Annotated in this window: 12 protein-coding genes and 7 pseudogenes; 16 read left to right on the forward strand and 3 right to left on the reverse strand. The window is 66.6% G+C overall.

Annotation, left to right across the window (positions count from 1 at the left end; translation table 11 throughout):
* Window positions 1-7: 7 nt before the first annotated feature.
* The 7 genes and pseudogenes from ACSJDS_RS12740 to ACSJDS_RS12770 all read left to right on the forward strand — a co-directional run bounded on the left by ACSJDS_RS12740 (window position 8) and on the right by ACSJDS_RS12770 (window position 7378).
* Complete coding sequence (locus tag ACSJDS_RS12740; protein ID WP_473033590.1) at window positions 8-985, forward strand: ABC transporter permease; 978 nt, start codon at window positions 8-10, stop codon at window positions 983-985.
* Window positions 982-1815, forward strand: a complete 834-nt coding sequence (locus tag ACSJDS_RS12745) for an ABC transporter permease (RefSeq protein ID WP_473033591.1) — start codon at window positions 982-984, stop codon at window positions 1813-1815. The genes ACSJDS_RS12740 and ACSJDS_RS12745 overlap by 4 nt, the downstream gene beginning before the upstream one ends.
* Window positions 1816-1828: 13 nt before the next feature.
* Complete coding sequence (locus ACSJDS_RS12750) at window positions 1829-3445, forward strand: ABC transporter ATP-binding protein (RefSeq protein WP_473033592.1); 1617 nt, start codon at window positions 1829-1831, stop codon at window positions 3443-3445.
* Window positions 3446-3462: 17 nt separating this feature from the next.
* Window positions 3463-4853 (forward strand): annotated as a pseudogene (locus ACSJDS_RS12755) (FAD-binding oxidoreductase).
* A 7-nt stretch (window positions 4854-4860) separates the two neighbouring features.
* Window positions 4861-5784, forward strand: coding sequence for a DMT family transporter (locus ACSJDS_RS12760; protein ID WP_473033593.1), 924 nt, complete (start codon window positions 4861-4863; stop codon window positions 5782-5784).
* A 205-nt stretch (window positions 5785-5989) separates the two neighbouring features.
* The gene (locus ACSJDS_RS12765) at window positions 5990-6238 is read left to right on the forward strand and encodes a GNAT family N-acetyltransferase (RefSeq protein WP_473033594.1); all 249 of its coding nucleotides are present in this window, start codon (window positions 5990-5992) and stop codon (window positions 6236-6238) included.
* A gap of 34 nt (window positions 6239-6272) precedes the next feature.
* Window positions 6273-7378 (forward strand): annotated as a pseudogene (locus ACSJDS_RS12770) (pyridoxal phosphate-dependent aminotransferase).
* Window positions 7379-7513: 135 nt separating this feature from the next.
* Here ACSJDS_RS12770 and ACSJDS_RS12775 read toward each other — a convergent pair.
* Window positions 7514-7987, reverse strand: a complete 474-nt coding sequence (locus ACSJDS_RS12775) for a Spy/CpxP family protein refolding chaperone (RefSeq protein WP_473033595.1) — start codon at window positions 7985-7987, stop codon at window positions 7514-7516.
* A gap of 111 nt (window positions 7988-8098) precedes the next feature.
* Here ACSJDS_RS12775 and ACSJDS_RS12780 point away from each other — a divergent pair, with 111 nt between their 5' ends.
* The 5 genes and pseudogenes from ACSJDS_RS12780 (at window position 8099) to ACSJDS_RS12800 (ending at window position 11816) form a co-directional block, all read left to right on the forward strand.
* A complete protein-coding gene (locus ACSJDS_RS12780; RefSeq protein ID WP_473033596.1) occupies window positions 8099-8674 on the forward strand; it encodes a GNAT family N-acetyltransferase in 576 nt (191 codons plus the stop codon).
* A 59-nt stretch (window positions 8675-8733) separates the two neighbouring features.
* Complete coding sequence (locus tag ACSJDS_RS12785) at window positions 8734-9729, forward strand: TRAP transporter substrate-binding protein (RefSeq protein ID WP_473033598.1); 996 nt, start codon at window positions 8734-8736, stop codon at window positions 9727-9729.
* Window positions 9730-10221 (forward strand): annotated as a pseudogene (locus tag ACSJDS_RS12790) (TRAP transporter small permease); the annotation flags it as partial.
* 82 nt (window positions 10222-10303) lie between these two features.
* Window positions 10304-11526 (forward strand): annotated as a pseudogene (locus ACSJDS_RS12795) (TRAP transporter large permease).
* Between the two features lie 95 nt (window positions 11527-11621).
* Window positions 11622-11816, forward strand: coding sequence for a hypothetical protein (locus tag ACSJDS_RS12800; RefSeq protein ID WP_473033599.1), 195 nt, complete (start codon window positions 11622-11624; stop codon window positions 11814-11816).
* A gap of 2 nt (window positions 11817-11818) precedes the next feature.
* On the opposite strand, the pseudogene ACSJDS_RS12805 reads toward ACSJDS_RS12800, so the two are convergent.
* Window positions 11819-12411, reverse strand: a pseudogene (locus ACSJDS_RS12805) (DUF938 domain-containing protein).
* 41 nt (window positions 12412-12452) lie between these two features.
* Window positions 12453-13510, reverse strand: a pseudogene (gene rluF / locus ACSJDS_RS12810) (23S rRNA pseudouridine(2604) synthase RluF).
* 198 nt (window positions 13511-13708) lie between these two features.
* On the opposite strand from rluF, the gene hutC reads away from it, so the two are divergent.
* The 4 genes and pseudogenes from hutC (at window position 13709) to hutU (ending at window position 18695) form a co-directional block, all read left to right on the forward strand.
* Window positions 13709-14455 (forward strand): histidine utilization repressor, encoded by a 747-nt coding sequence (gene hutC, locus ACSJDS_RS12815; protein ID WP_473033600.1) that lies wholly within the window; start codon window positions 13709-13711, stop codon window positions 14453-14455.
* A gap of 339 nt (window positions 14456-14794) precedes the next feature.
* A complete protein-coding gene (gene hutI, locus ACSJDS_RS12820; RefSeq protein ID WP_473033601.1) occupies window positions 14795-16012 on the forward strand; it encodes an imidazolonepropionase in 1218 nt (405 codons plus the stop codon).
* On the forward strand, window positions 16005-16952 hold the full coding sequence (gene hutG, locus ACSJDS_RS12825) for a formimidoylglutamase (RefSeq protein WP_473033602.1): 948 nt from the start codon (window positions 16005-16007) through the stop codon (window positions 16950-16952). Before hutI ends, hutG begins: the two co-directional genes overlap by 8 nt.
* Before the next feature lie 64 nt (window positions 16953-17016).
* A pseudogene (gene hutU / locus ACSJDS_RS12830) lies at window positions 17017-18695 on the forward strand (urocanate hydratase).
* Window positions 18696-19074 lie beyond the last annotated feature (379 nt).

Below are 19074 nucleotides of genomic sequence, written 5' to 3' on the forward strand. Positions count from 1 at the left end.
CCATCGCATGCTCTACGTCCGACTGATCACGATGCGGCTGTTAAAAGCCGTCATCGTGCTGTTCATGATCATCATCTTCAACTTCGTGCTGATCCAGCTGGCACCCGGTGATCCCGCCGCCATTCTGGCCGGCGAGGCGGGCGCCACCGACGAGGAGTTCCTGCGCCAGCTGCGCGAGCGCTTCGGCCTCGACCAGCCTGTCTATGTGCAGCTATGGCGCTATGTCTCGGGCATTGCCATGCTCGACTTCGGCTTCTCCTATCGCCAGGGGGTGCCGGTGCTCGACCTAATCCTCGCCCGCCTGCCCGCGACTCTGCTGCTCACCGGCACGGCCTTCGTGCTCTCCCTGGCGCTGGGCATCGTCGCCGGCTCCCTGGCCGCCGCCCGCGCCAAGAAACCGTCTGGCTCGGTCATCATGGCCCTGGCACTACTCTTCTATGCCACCCCGCTGTTCTGGGTCGCGCTGATGTCGGTGGTACTCTTCTCCGTCTATCTGGACCTGCTCCCGGCCTACGGCATGTACACCGTGGGCGCCGGCCATACCGGGATGGCGCTGGTGCTGGACGTGGGCAAGCACCTGATCCTGCCGGCCACCACCCTGGCGCTGTTCTTCATGGCCATCTACACCCGGATGACCCGCGCCTCCATGCTGGAGGCCAGCCAGCAGGACTTCGTCAAGACCGCCCGCGCCAAGGGGCTCAAGAACAGCGTGATCCAGCGACGCCACATCCTGCGCAACGCCCTGCTGCCGATCATCACCCTGGCGGGCCTGCAGGCGGGTCAGATGGTGGGCGGTGCCATTCTCACCGAAACGGTATTCGCCTGGCCCGGGATCGGCCGCCTGATGTTCGAGGCGCTGCAGCAGCGCGACTATAACCTGCTGCTGGGCATCTTCTTCTTCTCCGCGGCCCTGGTCATCGTGTTCAACATCATCACGGATCTCGTCTACCGGCTGGCCGACCCGCGTATCAAGGAGGCGTCATGAGTTTCTTTGCCCGCTTCGCCCAGAACCGCGGCGCCCTGGTCGGACTGATCATCCTGATGGCGATCATCCTGATGGCGATCCTGGCGCCCTTCGTGTTCCCAGAGTCCCCGTGGCGCATGGTCCAGCGCCCCTTCCTCCCCCTGGAGGTCGAAGGGTTTCCGCTGGGCACCGACACCATGGGACGCAACGTGGCCGCCGGCCTGATGCACGGCGCCTGGGTCTCGCTGCTGATCGGCCTGGTCTCGACCACCGTGGCACTGATGATCGGGGTGCCACTGGGGGCCATCGCCGGCTACTATGGCGGCCTGGTCGACGATGCGCTGATGCGCTTCACCGAGTTCTTCCAGACCATTCCCAACTTCGCCCTGGCCATCGTGCTGGTGGCGATCATGCAGCCCAGCATTACCTCTATCGTCTTGGCGATTGCCATCGTCAGCTGGCCGCCGGTGGCGCGTCTGGTCCGGGCCGAGTTCATGTCGCTACGCCACCGTGAATACGTCGAGGCGGCGCGCCTGGTGGGCCAGACCAACCGCACCATCATCCTGCGCCAAATCCTGCCCAACACCCTGTCACCGATCATCGTGCTGGCCTCGCTGATGGTGGCCACCGCTATCCTGCTGGAGTCCGCGCTCTCCTTCCTGGGGCTTGGCGATCCCAACGTCATGTCCTGGGGCTATATGATCGGCGCGGCGCGCACCGTGATCCGCCAGGCCTGGTGGCTGAGCTTCTTCCCCGGCGTGGCCATCCTGCTCACGGTGCTGGCGCTCAACCTGGTGGGCGAAGGGCTCGATGATGCGCTCGATCCCAAGCTCGCCCGCGAACGCTCCTGACGAGGAACCTCCCATGCCCGATACCCTGTTGAGCATTCGCGATCTCACCATTGCCCTGCCCAAGGGAGCCGATCGCAAGCATGCCGTGGAAGACGTCAGCTATGACGTGCAGCGCGGCGAGATCATGTGCGTGGTCGGGGAATCCGGCTCCGGCAAGTCGATGGCGGCCAACGCCCTCATGGGGCTGCTCCCCAAGGGCGTGCGAGCCACCGGCGGCGAGGTGATCTTCGACGGCCAGAATCTGCTCACGCTCACCGAAAAACAACACCGTCAGCTGCGCGGCCTGCGCATCGGCATGATCTTCCAGGAGCCGATGACGGCCTTGAACCCCTTGATGCGGGTCGGCGCCCAGATCGCCGAGGTGTTCGAGGCCCATGGTCGATACACCGCCAAGGAGCGCCAGGCCAGGGCCCTGGCGCTGCTGGAAGAGGTCGGCATACCGCAGCCGGACAAGGCGATTCGCGCCTACCCCTTCCAGCTCTCCGGGGGCCAGCGCCAGAGGGTGATGATCGCCATGGCACTGGCCCTGGAGCCGGAACTGCTGATCGCCGACGAGCCCACCACGGCGCTCGATGTCACCACCCAGGCACAGATCCTGGAATTGATTCGAGATCTGCAGCGCCGTCGCGGCATGGCGGTCATGTTCATCACCCACGACTTCGGCGTGGTGGCCGAGGTCGCCACCCGGGTCTGCGTGATGCGCGAAGGCAGAATCGTCGAGCTGGGCAGCGCCGACGAGGTCCTCAACCACCCTCAGCATGAGTATACCCGCGCGCTGATCGACGCCATCCCCAGCAACCTCATTCCCCAGGCGCACGGCCCAGAGCAACAGGCACCGCTTCTCGAGGTCAGGGGGCTCAATAAGGTGTTCCGCTCCCGAGGCGGGCTATTCAAGCCGGCCCGCGAGGTGGTGGCGCTGCGCGATGTCTCCTTCCAGCTGGCCCCCGGCGAGACGGTCGGGATCGTCGGCGAGTCGGGCTCGGGCAAGTCGACCCTCGGGCGCTGCGTGGTGCGTCTGGAACGCCCCGACAGCGGCACCTTGCTGCTCTCCGGCACCGACTTCTCGTCACTCCGAAAAGACGAGCTGCGCCGACAGCGCTGGCGGGTGCAGATGATTTTCCAGGACCCCTACGCGTCGCTCAATCCGCGCACCCGAGTCGGCTATGCCATCGCCCAAGGCCCCATGGCCAACGGCGTGTCGCGCCGGGACGCCATGAAGCAGGCCGGGGAGCTGCTCGATCTGGTAGGCCTGGGCGCCGTCGCCGTGGACCGCTACCCCCATGAGTTTTCCGGCGGGCAGCGCCAGCGTATCGGTATCGCCCGGGCCCTGGCGCTGAACCCCGAGCTGATCGTGGCGGACGAGGCCGTCTCGGCGCTGGATGTCTCCATCCAGGCCCAGATCCTCGAGCTGCTGGAGGATCTCAAGCAAAAGCTGTCGCTGTCGCTGCTGTTCATTACCCACGACCTGCGGGTGGCTGCCCAGATTTGCGACCACATCATCGTCATGCAGCACGGCCGCATCGTCGAGCAGGGTAGCGCCGAGGCGGTCTTTCTCTCTCCCCAGGAGGCCTACACCCGGCAGCTGCTGGAGGCCATTCCCGGTAGGGAAGCGGAGCTGGCCAGCGCATGATGCACACAGGACACCCCATGGATGCACTCCTGAAGGATATCGCCGAGCGTGTCGGCAACGCCGGCCTGCTCATCGGCGACGACGTTGCCGCCCGGCGCGTCGACTGGATGACCGGCGCCGGCTGTCGCGCCGGTGCCATCGTGCGGCCTGCCGACACCGACGAACTGGCGGCGGTGATGCGCCTCTGCCATGAGGCCAACCAGCCGGTGGTGACTCACGGCGGCCTGACCGGCCTGGTGCACGGCGCTGAGGCCGCCCCCGACGAGGTGGTCGTCTCCCTGGAGCGCATGAACGCCATCGAGGCCATCGACCCCGTGGGCGGCACCATGACCGTCCAGGCCGGGGTCGCCCTACAGCGGGTCCAGGAGGCGGCGGCCGCCCACGACCTGCAGTTCGCACTCGACCTCGGCGCCCGCGGCTCCTGCACCATCGGCGGCAATATCGCCACCAACGCCGGCGGCGTGCGGGTGATTCGCTACGGCATGATGCGCCAGCAGGTACTGGGGCTAGAAGCGGTGCTCGCCGATGGCCGCGTGATCAGCTCGATGAACCACATGCTCAAGAACAATGCCGGCTACGACCTCAAGCAGCTGTTCATCGGCAGCGAGGGCACGCTGGGCATCGTGACACGGGCGGTGCTCAAGCTGCAGCCGACCCAGCCCAGCGAGCAGACGGCCCTGGTGGCCTGCCCCTCCTTCGAGGCGCTGACCGGGCTGCTGCAGCAGATGGGACGCCAGCTAGGCGGCGCCCTGGGTACCTTCGAGGTGATGTGGCGTAACCACTATCGCCTGCTCACCGAGGAGAGCGGCCGACATGCCCCGCCCCTGGCCACCACATCACCCTACTATGCGCTGATCGAATCGCTTGGCGTGGATGATGACAGCAATGCCGCACGCTTCAACCAGGCGCTGGAATCGGCCTTCGATGACGGCCTGATCCAGGACGCCGTGGTGGCCCACTCGGAGACCCAGCGCCAGGGCCTATGGGCAATCCGCGAGGATATCGAGGGGCTACTGCAGGCGCTCTCCCCATGTTCACCTTCGATATCAGCCTGCCGATCGCCGCCATGCAGGCCTATGTCGACACCCTCGAAGCCAGCCTGGCAAGGCAGTGGCCCACGGCTCGCATGGTGGTCTTCGGGCATCTGGGCGACGGCAACCTGCACGTCTCGATCAGCGTGGGCAGTCAGGCCCCCGAGGCGCGCCGCGCCGTCGAGGGGCTGGTCTATGCCCCCCTGGCCAGACTCGGCGGGTCAATTTCCGCCGAGCACGGCATCGGCCTGGAGAAGCGCGACTACCTGGCGGTATCACGAAGCCCGGAGGAGATCGCCCTGATGCACACCCTAAAGCGGGCGCTGGACCCAAGGGGACTGCTCAACCGCCATAAGGTACTGGCGCCGGACGGCTGACGTGCCCATGTCGATTTCCGACACCTTGAACGCCAAGCTGCAGGCGCGCCCCGCCATCTCGGCGGCGCTGCTGATCGCCGCCATCGGCCTGTTCTGGGGAGGCAACTGGCCGGCGGTACGCTTCGCCCTGATGGATCTGCCCCCCTTCAGCCTGCGCGCCATCGGCTTCACCAGCGGCGCCCTGATGCTGCTGGGCTGGGCCTGGGCCCGTCGACTGCCGCTGCGAGTGAGCCGGCAGGAGCTACCCTGGCTGGCGGTCGCCGGGGGCTTCACCATTCTCGGCTTCAACGTTGGCACCGCCTTCGCCCAGCTCAACATGCCTACCTCCCAGGCGGCCATTATCGCCTTCACCATGCCCTGCTGGGCCCTGCTGATGGCCATCGGCCTGCTAGGCGAGCGGATCACCGGCCGCCAGTGGCTGGGGCTCGGGCTCGGACAGATCGGCCTGCTGCTGCTCGGCCCGGCCGCCCTGGCAGCGGGTCTCGACGGGCTCATCGGACCGCTGTTCGTGCTTGGAGCCGCGCTCTCCTGGGCCTTCGGCACCGTACTCATCAAGCGGCGCGGTGACTGGCAGGGCCATCCGGTGGTCATCACCGGCTGGCAGTTCGCCCTCTGCGCCATCCCCATGCTGCTGCTTGCCATCGGGCTCGAGGCGCCGCCGCCTCCGGTACAATGGCAGCGCACCACCTGGCTGGGGCTGGGCTATCACCTGATTTTCGCTATCTGCCTCGCGCAGATGCTGTGGTTTCGCAACGTCAACCGCCTGACCATCGGTCAGTCGACCATCAGCACCCTGATCATCCCGGTGGTCGGCGTGATAAGCGCCGCGGTGCTGCTGAATGAGCCGCTTGGCCCGAGGGTTGTGGCAGCCCTTGCCTTGACCCTGGCGGCTGTGGGTATCGTCATGACGCAAAGGAGGCCGTCACCATGACCCCAACGCTTCACTCTCCCACCGATCAGGATCGCGCCGACTGGCAGCGTCTCTACCGCGGCTACGCGGACTACTACGGCATGCCCATGAGCGAGGAGATCCTCGACACCGTATGGGGCTGGATTCACGCCCCGGACGAACCCTTCCACTGCCGCCTGGCGCGCAGCAACAACGGCGAGGCCATCGGCCTGATGCATTATCGCCCATGCCCTCGCCGCTGCGCGGCACCCGAATCGGCTTTCTCGACGATCTCTTCGTCGACCCCGCCCACCGGGGCAGCGGGATCGCCGATGCCATGCTCGACGCCCTTAGAGAAGAGGCGCGCCATCATGGCTGGCCGCTGGTACGCTGGATCACCCGTGAGCACAACTATCGGGCCCGCGCCGTCTACGACCGCTGCGCGCGGCATACCGACTGGCAGACCTATGAGTTGGCCGTGCCGCCGGTCGACTAGTTCCATTCACCCTGGATGATTCGAAAGGCTCCCTATGCCCCGCTTTCCCGACCATCTCACCGGCCAAGGCCCCGACAACCCCTTCCCCGGCATCAAGGTGCTGGAGCGCCGGATCGGCCGCGAGATTCCCCATCGCCTGGGCTCCAACGAGGGCCTGGACATGCCCCACCGGGCGCTGCGCGAACGGTTCGGCGACGCCCTGGCTGAGCACGTCTACTGCTACGGGGACGCCGAGGCCCTGGGCGTGCGCCAGCGGCTGCAGGCCCTCCATGGGCTTCCGCTGGACAACACCCTGGTGGACGCCGGGGCCGACAGCCTGATCGCCCTGGCGCTGCGCGCGCTCACCGTCCCGGGGAGCGGGTAATCAGTGCCGGCGGCACCTACCCGACCTTCGGCTATTTCGCCCGGGGGCACGGCTGCCGGCTGGTCGAGCTTCCCTACCATGAAGCGCCCGGGGTCCTGGCCCCCAATCTGGAGAGCCTGCTCAGCGCTGCGATCAAGGAAAAGGCGCGGCTGGTCTATCTGGCCAACCCCGACAACCCCAGCGGCCACCTCCATGACGACGACGCCATCCGCCGCCTGCGGGAGGCGCTTCCCGACGACTGCTGGCTGCTGCTCGACGAGGCCTACCACGACTTCCGCGACGATGCCGACAGCCCCTTCAGCCGCGAGGCACTCCCCGGGGTGGTACGACTGCGCACCCTCTCCAAGGCCCACGGCCTGGCCGGCCTGCGCATCGGCTACGCCATCGCCGAGCCCGAGACCCTGGCGATAATGATGAAGGTGCGCATTCACTACGCCGTCTCGACCCTGACCCAGGCCGCCGCCGAAACGGTCCTGGATCACAATGACGAGGTGGAGCGGCACGTCCGCGAGGTCAAGGCGCGCCGCGCGCGGCTCGCCGACTACTTCCGGGGGCTCGGCGCCGAGGTACTGCCCAGCGCCACCAACTTCATCGCGCTACGCCTGGGTGACGCCGAGCTGGCGGAGCGCCTCAACCGCGAGCTGCTGGAGGCCGGACGCCTGATCGCTCGCCCCGCCCACCCGGACCTGGGGCATATCCTGCGCATCACCGCGGTGGAGGACGCCCTGCAGCCGGGACGCTTCGAGATCCTCGAGCGCGCTTTGGCCGGCCCCTGAGCCAGGCCGCGGCGGCGACCCCCGCCACTCCCGGCCCCCTTGCGGCCGGGGGTGCACCGACAAAAACGGCTGCCCTTCACGGGCAGCCGTTTTTCGATAGCGTCTCGCTGCGTGGCAGCGATCGAGCGTGCAGACTTACTGCGGCGCTTGCTGCTGCTGTTGCTGCATCTGCTCCTGCATCTGGCGCATCTGCTGCTCTCGCAGCTGGGCCTGTCGCTCCAGCTCGGCGCGCTGTTCGTCAGTAAACACCGACTCCATGCGGGCCTGGAACAGCACATTGTTTGCGGCCATCTCGCCGGTCAGCTCACCAAGCCGCGCCGCATCCTGACGAATCGCCTGCTCGTCATAGTCGGGCCCAATGTGGCCATGGAGCTGCTGCTGAAGCGCCTGGGCTTCGCTCTGCTGCTCCTGCATGCCGTTTTGCATCTCGGTGAGCAGCGACACTAGCTCCTGGCGCTGCCCATCATCCAGCCCCAGCAGTTCGTCGAGCTGATCCACCTGCTGCTCCGGGGTTGGCGCAGCGCCCTGAGGCGCCATCTGCTGAGCCGCCGCCGGGGCCGCCATGGCCAGTGCCAGAAGCGCCGCTGCAAAATACTTGGCTGATGTCATGAAAACTCCGTTGCCATTCATGGATGCGCCCACCCTAACGCGATTCCCCCCGCCGACGACACCCCTCAGCGTAACCGTTTGTACTGGGAAGGCCATCGACAGGCCATGGGGATGGCGTACTATTGGCCTTTCCCCATCGTGACGATTGACAGTGACTGGACCCTCTATGCCCGCTATTCGTCCCTATCAGCCAGAAGACTGGCCTGCCCTCTGGTCGCTCATGGCGCCGGTATTCGTGCCGGCGAGACCTACGCCGTGCCCCGCGATATCACCGAACAGGACGCCCACCGCATGTGGGTGGAGCTCCCCCGGGCAGTACGCGTGGCCGTTGACGAAACCGGCCGAGTGCTGGGCACCTACTACCTGAAGCCCAATCAGCCGGGACCCGGTGATCATGTCGCGAACTGCGGCTACCTGGTTGCCGAATCGGCCCGCGGGCAAGGCATCGCCAGCCGGCTGTGCCAAGACTCGATTCACCAGGCCCTCACGCTCGGCTTCACCGCCATGCAGTACAACCTGGTGGTGGCCACCAACGAGGTGGCGATCCGTCTCTGGCAGCGCCACGGCTTTGCCATCATCGGCACCCTGCCCCACGCCTTCCGCCACCCCGAACAGGGCCCCGTGGACGCCTACGTGATGTACCGCATGCTGTCGTCATGCCCTACTGCTTTAGCCGAAGCGGATTGACCCTATGGGCTGCCATGGGCATGCTCACCGATGGACTGAACCAAGAGAGGAAAACAACAATGAAAGGCTTCGCATCCCGCACGCTGGCACTGGGCATCTCGCTGGCCCTGACCACCGCCGCCAATGCTTCCGACTTTGCCGACATGGACCCGGTCACCCTGCGCCTGGCCCACGTCGTCAACGAGCAAGACGGTTTCCATATTGCCGCCGTGAAATTCCAGGAACTGGTAGAGGCACGCACCGAGGGGGCGGTGAGTATCGATATCTACCCCAACGCCAGCCTCGGCGACGAGCGCACCCTGCTCGAGGGCATGCAGATCGGCACCGTGGACATGGGCGTGATCACCAATGGTCCGGTGGCGAATTTCGTCGAGGAGATGGCAGTCTTCGAGCTCCCCTTCCTGTTTCCCTCCCCCGAGGCCGCCTACGAGGTCCTCGACGGCGAGATCGGCCAGGAGCTGCTCGACAAGCTATCCGAGGTCAACCTCAAGGGCTTGGCCTACGCCGAACGGGGCTTTCGCAACCTGACCAACAGCGAGCGGGAGGTGCGCTCGCCGGCCGACATCGACGGGCTGCGTATCCGGGTCATGGAGAACCCCGTCTACACGGACACCTTTCGCGAGCTTGGCGCCAACGCCATTCCCATGGCCTGGACGGAAGCACTCACTGCCATGCAGCAGGGCACCATCGACGGCCAGGAAAACCCGGTCAACGTCATCCACTCCTTCAAGCTCCATGAAACCCAGAGCCACATGACGCTGTCACGGCACACCTATGCCCCGGCGATCTTCGTGATGGGCATGCCGGTCTGGAACGAGCTGCCGGAACCCGCGCAAGCGGTCATGCTGCAGGCGGCCCAGGAAGCTGCCGAGCATGAGCGCCGTGTCAATGCCGAGATGGAAGCCGAACAGCTGGCGGAGCTGCGCGATGCCGGCATGCAGATCGTTGATGACGCCGACCTCGAGGCCTTCCAGGCCGCTGTAGCACCGGTCTACGAAAAATACGGCGAGCAGTTTGGCGACTACCTGACCCGGATCCGGGCGGCGCTGGACTAAGTGACGAGCCTGACCGCCGCCTTGCTCAAGGCACTGCAGCGAATTGAGCACGCTCTCGACGCCGCCATTCAGCCCGTGGTCTTCGCGGGCATGGCGGCGCTGATCGGCGTGATCACCCTGCAGATCGTCTCGCGCGTGCTCTTCACGGCGGTGGGCTGGACCGAGGAGGTTGCCCGCTTTCTGCTGGTGTGGATCACCTTTCTGGGCGCCACCCTCGCCTTCCAGCGCGGCCGCCATATCGCCGTGACCTTCGTGGTCGACGCCCTGCCCGGCCGCCTGAAGCAGCTGGCGCGTATTGCCGCCCTCCTGGTGGCCCTGAGCTTCATGGTGGCCCTGATCCTGATCGGCTATCGCTACATGCAGGCACAGAGCTTCCAGAAGTCCGCCTCGCTGCGCCTCTCCATGACCTATGTCTATGCGGTCATCCCGATCTCGGCGGCGATCATGGCCTGGTACGCCCTGGTGGATCTGGTCGAACTGCTGATCCAGGGCCCCAGGGGCGGTGACCCCGGGCCCCGCATCCCCAGGAGCCGCCGGCATGACCGGGCTGCTATTCGTACTGTTCTTCTGCTTCATGCTGCTGGGCGTTCCCATTGCCCTGGCCATTGGCGCCAGCACCCTGCTGGCCCTCAATGCCCAGGGCGTACCGCTAATGGTCGTCACTCAGCAGATGTTCCAGGGCATCAACTCCTTTGCTCTGGTGGCGGTCCCCATGTTCATCCTCACCGGGGATCTGATGGCCCAGGGCAAGGTCAGTGAGAAGCTGGTCAATTTTGCCGATGCCCTGTTCGGCTTCCTCAAGGGCGGTCTGTCCATCGTCTCGGTGGGGGCCGGTATGTTCTTCGCCGCCATCTCCGGCTCTGGAGCGGCCACTACCGCGGCGGTGGGCTCAACCCTGGTGCCGGAGCTGCGCAAGAAAGGCTATGATCCGGCTGCCGCCGCCAGCCTGATCGCCGCCAGCGGGACCATCGGGGTGGTGATTCCCCCTTCGGTTCCCATGATCATCTACGCGGTGATCGCCCAGCAGTCGGTGTCGACGCTGTTCCTCAACGGCGTCATCCCCGGGCTTGTCATGGGCCTCGGGCTTGGTGCCATCGCCATCGTCCAGGCCTACCGCAGGAACTACCCCCGCGGCACCGCGCTTTCGGCTGCCACCATCTGGCGTACTTTCCGCAGCGCCAGCTGGGGGCTCATGACACCGGTGATCATCCTGGGGGTATCTTCTCCGGGGTATTCACGCCCAGCGAAGCCGCCGTGGTAGCGGTCAACTACGCCCTGCTGGTGTCGCTGTTTATCTACCGCGACCTGCGCCTGGCCGACGTCTACCGCATCCTCATCCGCTCGGCGATAACGACGTCGGTGATCATGCTGGTGATCGCCACCTCGGCGGTACTCAGCTGGACGCTCTCCAGCTGGCAGGTCCCGGGGGCCATCGCCCAGGCAGTGCTCTCACTGTCCACCGATCCCTTCGTGATCATGCTGTTGGTCGTCGCCGTGATCCTGCTCACCGGGGTGTTCATCGAAACCGCCAGCGCGCTGATCATTCTCACCCCGGTCCTCTTGCCCCTGGTCACCCAGCTCGGCATCGACCCGATCCACTTCGGCATCATCATCGTCATGGGGCTCGCCGTCGGGATGATCACCCCGCCGGTGGCGATCAACCTCTATGTGGCCTCTTCGGTGACCCAGCTACCGCTGGAGCGCATCACCCGCGCCATCGTGCCCTACCTGCTGGGGCTGATCAGCGTGCTGCTGATGGTGGTCTATGTGCCGATCCTCGCCGGCTGGTCGGGCTGAGGGCCTCGAACGGCTTGTGGTAAACGGCCGGGGCGGGCCATGATGAGAAAAGCTAAAGTATCGTTACCTGCCACCCCACACGCCAAGGATGCCCCATGCCTCACCCGACTGTGCTGGCCGCCGCCGGCCTGGCCCTCGCCCTGCTGGCCGGCTGCACCACCTATACCTTTCACGACGGCAGCCGCGAGACGCTGTGGGGCGTGCCCGCCGAGCCGGAAACCCACCGCTACGAGGATGATCGCCAGGCCGAGGGGGTGCGCTATCGTGTGCCCGGCGAGATCGAGGAGTAGCCTCATCCACGCCGCCGCAGTACCACGCTGAGGTTGTTGGCGGGCATCTCTACCACTCGGTCCAGGGCGAGGCCCTGCCGCTCGGCCTCTGCCACCACCGCCTCGAGGTCGCGTACGCCCCAGCGCGGATCGCGGCCCTTGAGATCGGCATCGAAGGCCGCATTGCTGGGCGCGGTATGGTGCCCTTCGCGCCGATAAGGGCCATAGAGAAACAGCACGCCGCCTGCGGTCAAGCGCCGCCCCGCACAGGCCATCAGCGCCTGAGTCACCTCCCAGGCGGAGATATGAATCAGGTTGATCGCCACGATGGCGTCGAAAGGCCCGGGGGACAGCTGAGCGTCACGTCCAGCGCCAGCGGCGGCAACAGATTGGGCAGCTCGCTATGCTCACGCCAAGCGGCAATGGAGTCACGGGCATGGGGGTTGGGATCGCTCGGCTGCCACTCCCAGCCCGGCATGGCGGTGGCGCAGTGAACGCCGTGCTCACCGCTGCCACTAGCGACCTCCAGCACCCTCGCCCGTTCAGGCAGTACGTCTTGCAACACGGCCAGAATTGGCTGACGGTTGCGCTCGGCGGCAGGACTTGTCAAGCGCACGGCATATTCCTCCAGTCGTCACGGCTAAGCCGGCGCCATGATCAGCGGCCGGGCTTGGGTCGGCGTCCCTTGCCGGATTTGGCAGGCTTGGCCAGCCGCCTGCCGGACTTGTGAGCGGGACCGCCCCCTTTGCTAGCCGCCTTGCCTGCCGGCTTGCTCGACGTCTTGGTCCCGGCGGCTTTCTTCGCCGCTGCCTTGGCCTTGGGATCCGCGGCCTTCCCGCCTGGCGTCGCCTTGCCACCCGCCTTCGACTTGGCCGTATCGCGACGATGCGGCGCTCCGGACTTCCCGCGCCCCTTGGCGATACCGCGCTTTCCGCCCGTCGGCTTGCCTCTCGCCGGCTTTTGGCCGCCTCGCTGGCCGGTAGCCTCGGCATCGGCACTGGAGCGCTCGGTAAGCGCTAAAATCGTCTCCACCTCTTGCGGCGTCAGGTCGCGCCAGTCCCCCAAGGCCAGCCCCTTGAGGGACACGTTCATGATCCGGATTCGCTCGAGCCGGGTGACCTCATAGCCGAACACTTCGCACATGCGACGGATCTGGCGATTCAACCCCTGCACCAGGGTGATGTTGAAGACGAAGGTCGACTCCTTCACCACGCGGCAGCGCTTGGTGACTTGCCCCAGGATGGGGACCCCGGCCGCCATGCCCGCGATGAAATCGTCGGTGATCGGCTTGTCGACCGTGACCCGGTATTCCTTCTCGTGGTGATTGCTAGCCCTGAGGATCTTGTTGACCAGGTCGCCATTGTTAGTCAAAAAGATCAGCCCCTGGGAGTCCTTGTCCAGGCGGCCAATGGGAAAGATGCGGACCCCATGCTTGACGAAATCGACGATATTGGCCTTTTCGCTGGGCTCGGTGGTGCTGACGATGCCCACCGGCTTGTTGAGAGCGATAAAGACCAGGTCCTCGGCCTCCTGGGGCTCGATCCGTTGGCCGTTGACCTTGACCACATCCCCGGATACACCTGATCCCCGGTACTGGCACGCTTACCGTTGAGCTGGACATTGCCCTGCTCGACGTAGCGGTCCGCCTCGCGGCGTGAGCACAGGCCGCTCTCGCTGATGTATTTATTGATTCGTGTCGATGATTTGAAGGCCATAGCCGTCCAAGAACTCCCGGGATCATAGCCTGCCCTGGCCGCCTAATGCGGGGCGCCGGGCGGCACTGCAGCAGATGCGTGGCCCCAACATAGCATGCCGGCTCACGGCGGCACCAACCGACCGCCAAGCCGAAGGCCGCAGGGCCCAATGCCGCGTGCCTGGCACCCCTGAGCCAGGTAGACTATTCGTCTATACATTTGCCATTCGTAAAAGGACGCGGCGCAGACCATGGGCAGCTCTCCCCGCTCTACCTGCAGATCCAGCAGCACCTGCTGGACAAGATCCACAGCGGCGACTGGCCGGCCCACCACCAGATTCCGCCGGAGGAGCAGCTGGCACGGGACTTCGGGGTCAGCCGCATGACGGCCAACAAGGCGATCCGCGACCTTGTGCAGAAAGGCTACCTGACCCGCCAGGCGGGGCTCGGCACCTTCGTCACCGACCGCAAGGCGGAGTCCTCGCTGCTCGACGTGCACAATATCGCCGAGGAGGTGCGCGGGCGCGGCCACGCCTACCGCAACGAGGTGCTGACCCGAGAGGCCATCGACGCCGACGACGAGGTGGCGCTGCGGCTGGGCGTGCGGCTCGGCAGCCGGGTCTTCCACACCCTGCTGGTGCACTACGAGGACGAGGTACCCATTCAGCTGGAGAATCGCTACGTCAATCCCCGCTGGGTGCCGGACTACCTGGAGACCGACTTTTCCCGCCACACGCCCAACGAGGTGCTGGTGGCCGCCTGCCCGATCACCGATATCGAGCATATCGTCGAGGCGGTGCTGGTGGATGCCCAGACCGCCGACTGGCTGGCCATCGATACCGCCACTCCCTGTCTGAGCATGGTGCGCCGCACCTGGTCCGGCGAGCAGCTGATCAGCTATGCGCGCCTGATCCACCCCGGCGACCGCTACAAGCTGCGCTCCACCGTCAACAGCCGCCGCGACTAGCTCCCCTGACACAGGAACGCCTCCCGGGCCGGCCCCGGGAGGCGCGGGTCGTTGCGCTGCCACCAGACAACTACCCAATCCGCTTAATGTATATACATGCAATCGAGAAAGCCTCCTCCATATCTTTCTCGAAGCCTTATACTTTTGTCTTAACAACCCCGTAGCCAGCACCTGTCGTTGTGCGACAACAACCAAATAACCCACTGTAGTTAAAGCGATTCTCTGTCTTTTTGGGCTGATATCCACGGCCCCTGACAATTCCGCATCACGGGGTGACTTGACGCCATTTTCCGGCTAGGCTAATTGTATATACATAACGAGTTCAACAAGGAGGCCGCCATGCCATCCCCAGCCACTCGCCGCCTCTGGCGCGATATCACCCTCTTCGATGGCCTACGCACCCTGCCCGAGCCCATGGCGGTGATCGTGGCCGGCGAGCGCCTCGAGCGGGTCGTTCCGATGAGCGAGCTAGACGCCGAGACCCTCGCCGGCTGCGAGCTGATGGCCAGCGGCGGCGTCATGACCCCCGGCCTGGTGGACTGCCATACCCACCTGGTCTTCGGCGGCTCCCGGGCCGACGAATTCGAGCAGCGCCTGGAAGGCGTCAGCTACGAGGAGATCGCTCGCCGCGGCGGCGGCATCCTCAGCACCGTCACCGCCACCCGCGAGGCCAGCGAGGAGGCGCTCTTCGCCGCCGCCCGCCCGCGCCTCGAGGCTCTGATGGCCGAGGGCGTCACCACTGTGGAGATCAAGTCCGGCTACGGCCTGACGGTCGCCGACGAGCTGAAGATGCTGCGGGTGGCCCGCCGCCTGGGCGAGGTCCTGCCGGTGCGGGTGGTCACCACCCTGCTGGGCGCCCACGCCCTGCCCCCGGAGTTCACCGACGACAGCGACGGCTACATTCGCCTGGTCTGCGAGCAGATGATCCCGGCGGTCGCCGCCGAGGGGCTGGCCGATGCGGTGGACGTGTTCTGCGAGACCATCGCCTTCTCGGTGGCCCAGTGTGAGCGGGTCTTCGATGCGGCCGAGGCCCATGGTCTGCCCATCAAGGCCCACGCCGAGCAGCTCTCCAACCTGGGCGGCAGCGCCATGGCCGCCCGCCATGGGGCGCTCTCCGCCGACCATATCGAGTATTTGGACGAGGACGGGGTCGACGCGCTGAGTGACGCCGGCAGCGTCGCCGTGCTGCTGCCCGGCGCCTTTCACACCCTGCGCGAGACCAAGCTGCCGCCGATACCCGCGCTGCGCCGCGCCAGCGTGCCCATGGCGGTGGCCACCGACGCCAACCCGGGCAGTTCGCCGATCTTCGACCCCACCCTGATGCTCAACTTCGCCTGCACCCTCTTCCGCCTCACGCCCCAGGAGGCGCTGGCCGGCATGACCGCCCACGGCGCCCGGGCGCTAGGGCTTCACGACCGGCAGCTCGGCCGCATCGTCGAGGGCGCCCCGGCGGATCTCTGCCTGTGGCACGTCGATACCCCGGCGGCGCTCGCCTATGCGGTCCAGCCCGGCCGCCTGCGCCAGCGGGTGTTCAACGGGGAGGTGAGCCATGACTAAGCTCATCGACATGTCCCCCTGGGCCGGTCGCGAAGATCCCGAGGCGGATAGCCTGCGCTGGCACCAAGTGATCGAGCCGCTTCAGGCCTCCACCACCCCGGGCGTGGCCCTGGTGGGCTTCGCCTGCGACGCCGGGGTGGCCCGCAACCAGGGGCGAATCGGCGCCGCCAAGGGCCCCCGGGCCCTGCGTCAGGCCCTGGCGCCGCTGGCCTGGCACCGCCAAGGCCCTGCCCTGGATGCCGGCGACATCGTCTGCCAAGGCGACAGCGACATGGAAACCGCCCAGGCGCGGCTGGCCGAGCGGGTCGCCGAGCTCATGGCCCAGGGCCACCTGCCCATCGTGCTGGGCGGCGGCCACGAGGTGGCCTTCGGCAGCTGGTCGGGCCTGGCCCGCCATCTGGACGAAGGCGACACCCCGACGCCCCGGGTCGGCATCATCAACTTCGATGCCCACTTCGACCTGCGCGACTCGCGTCATGTGCGCTCCTCCGGCACCCCCTTCGCCCAGATCGCCGAGGCCAGCCAGGCCCGCGGCTGGCCCTTCCGCTACGCCTGCCTGGGCGTCAGCCGGGCCGCCAATACCCGGGCGCTCTTCCAGCGTGCCGCCGAGCTTGGCGTGCTGGTGCGCGAGGATCACGAGATCACCGCGGCCCGCCTGGACAGCCTCGGCGAGGAGCTCACCGACTTTATCGGCCAGTGCGACCGAATCTACCTGAGCATCGATATCGACGTGCTGCCGGCCTGCGAGGCACCCGGCGTCAGCGCCCCCGCCGCCCACGGCGTGCCGCTGGCCCTGATCGAGCCGCTGCTCACCCGGGTGCGCGACAGCGGCAAGCTGGCGCTGATCGACCTGGCCGAGCTCAACCCCGACGTCGATATCGACAGGCGCACCGCCCGGGCGGCGGCGCGGCTGATTCATCATTTGACGCTAAACGGCTAAGCCGTACGGCCCGCCGAACATCACGACACCCTACACCGAACGACCCAACCAAGAGGCGACTCCCATGACCCAGCGCGATCCCCGTCACGACCCGTCCCGCCAGATCGGCGCCCCCACCGGCACCGAGCGCAGCTGCAAGAGCTGGCTCACCGAGGCGCCGCTGCGCATGCTGATGAACAACCTCCACCCGGACGTGGCCGAACGCCCCGAGGACCTGGTGGTCTACGGCGGCATCGGCCGCGCCGCCCGTGACTGGCAGTGCTACGACACCATCGTCGAGACCCTTCGCCGCCTGGAAGACACCCAGACCCTGCTGGTGCAGTCCGGCAAGCCGGTGGGCGTCTTCGAGACCCACAAGGACGCCCCCGGGTGCTGATCGCCAACTCCAACCTGGTGCCGGCCTGGGCCAACTGGGAGCACTTCAACGAGCTGGATAAGAAAGGCCTGATGATGTACGGCCAGATGACCGCCGGCTCCTGGATCTACATCGGCTCCCAGGGCATCGTCCAGGGCACCTACGAGACCTTCGTCGAGGCCGGCCGCCAGCACTACGACGGCGACCTCAAGGGCCGCTGGATCCTCACAGCCGGCCTCGGCGGCATGGGCGGCGCCCAGCCCCTGGCGGCCACCCTGGCCGGCGCCTGCTCGCTCAACGTCGAGTGCCAGCAGTCGAGCCTCGACTTCCGCCTGCGCACCCGCTACCTGGACGAGCAGGCCGAGGACCTGGATGACGCACTCGAGCGTATCGAACGCTACACCGCCGAGGGCAAGGCGATCTCCATCGGCCTGTGCGCCAACGCCGCCGATGTGCTGCCGGAGCTGGTCAAGCGCGGGGTGCGCCCGGATATGGTCACCGACCAGACCAGCGCCCACGACCCGCTGCACGGCTACCTGCCCCAGGGCTGGACCTGGGATGAATACGTGGCCCGCGGCAAGACCCAGCCCGAGGCCACCGTCAAGGCCGCCAAGCAGTCCATGGCGGTGCATGTCCAGGCCATGCTCGACTTCCAGAAGATGGGCGTGCCCACCTTCGACTACGGCAACAACATCCGCCAGATGGCGATGGAAGAGGGCGTCGCCAACGCCTTCGACTTCCCCGGCTTCGTGCCAGCCTACATCCGCCCGCTGTTCTGCCAGGGCATCGGCCCCTTCCGCTGGGCCGCGCTCTCCGGCGACCCGGAGGACATCTACAAGACCGACCAGAAGGTCAAGGAGCTGATCCCCGACGACCCGCACCTGCACAACTGGCTCGACATGGCCCGTGAGCGGATCAGCTTCCAGGGGCTGCCGGCGCGGATCTGCTGGGTGGGCCTCAAGGATCGCGCCCGCCTCGGCCAGGCCTTCAACGAGATGGTCGCCAACGGCGAGCTCAAGGCGCCCGTCGTCATTGGCCGCGACCACCTGGACTCCGGCTCGGTGGCCAGCCCCAACCGCGAGACCGAGGCGATGCAGGACGGCAGCGACGCCGTCTCCGACTGGCCGCTGCTCAACGCCCTGCTCAATACCGCCGGCGGCGCCACCTGGGTCTCGCTGCACCATGGCGGCGGGGTGGGCATGGGCTACTCCCAGCACGCCGGGGTGGTGATCGTCGCCGACGGCAGCGATGACGCCCACGCTCGCCTGGGCCGGGTGCTGCGCAACGACCCGGGCACCGGGGTGATGCGTCACGCCGACGCCGGCTACGACATCGCCAAGCAGTGCGCCCGGGACAACGGCCTCGACCTGCCGATGCTGGATAAATAAAGTTCTTCGCATTTTAACGTGAACATGTTTGGCAAGCTTCAAGGTAGGAGGCCGGCTCTGCCGGCGGTTCGACGAAGGCGCCGCAGGCGCCCCTTTGGTAGCGCTGCGCGCTACTTCGCGAGCTGAAGCTCCCTCCCACAAAGCCAGTTCACGCCAGTATGTGATGAACCATAAATAAGCGCCCTTACATCGCGACATGCCAAGGTACCCTGCCCTGGCGAGGAGCGCCGGGGCAGACCGAAGAGGAGGTCCGATTCCAGGGGTGAGGAGCATTGCTCCGAACGGGCTGGCCATGGATGGCCAGCACCGGCCCTGCAAGCGGCGCAGGACGCAAGAGCGCCGCAGGGAATCGGTAGCGCCCAGGGAGGGGTTCACAGCG

Source organism: Halomonas sp. SL18_1 (genome assembly GCF_055755715.1).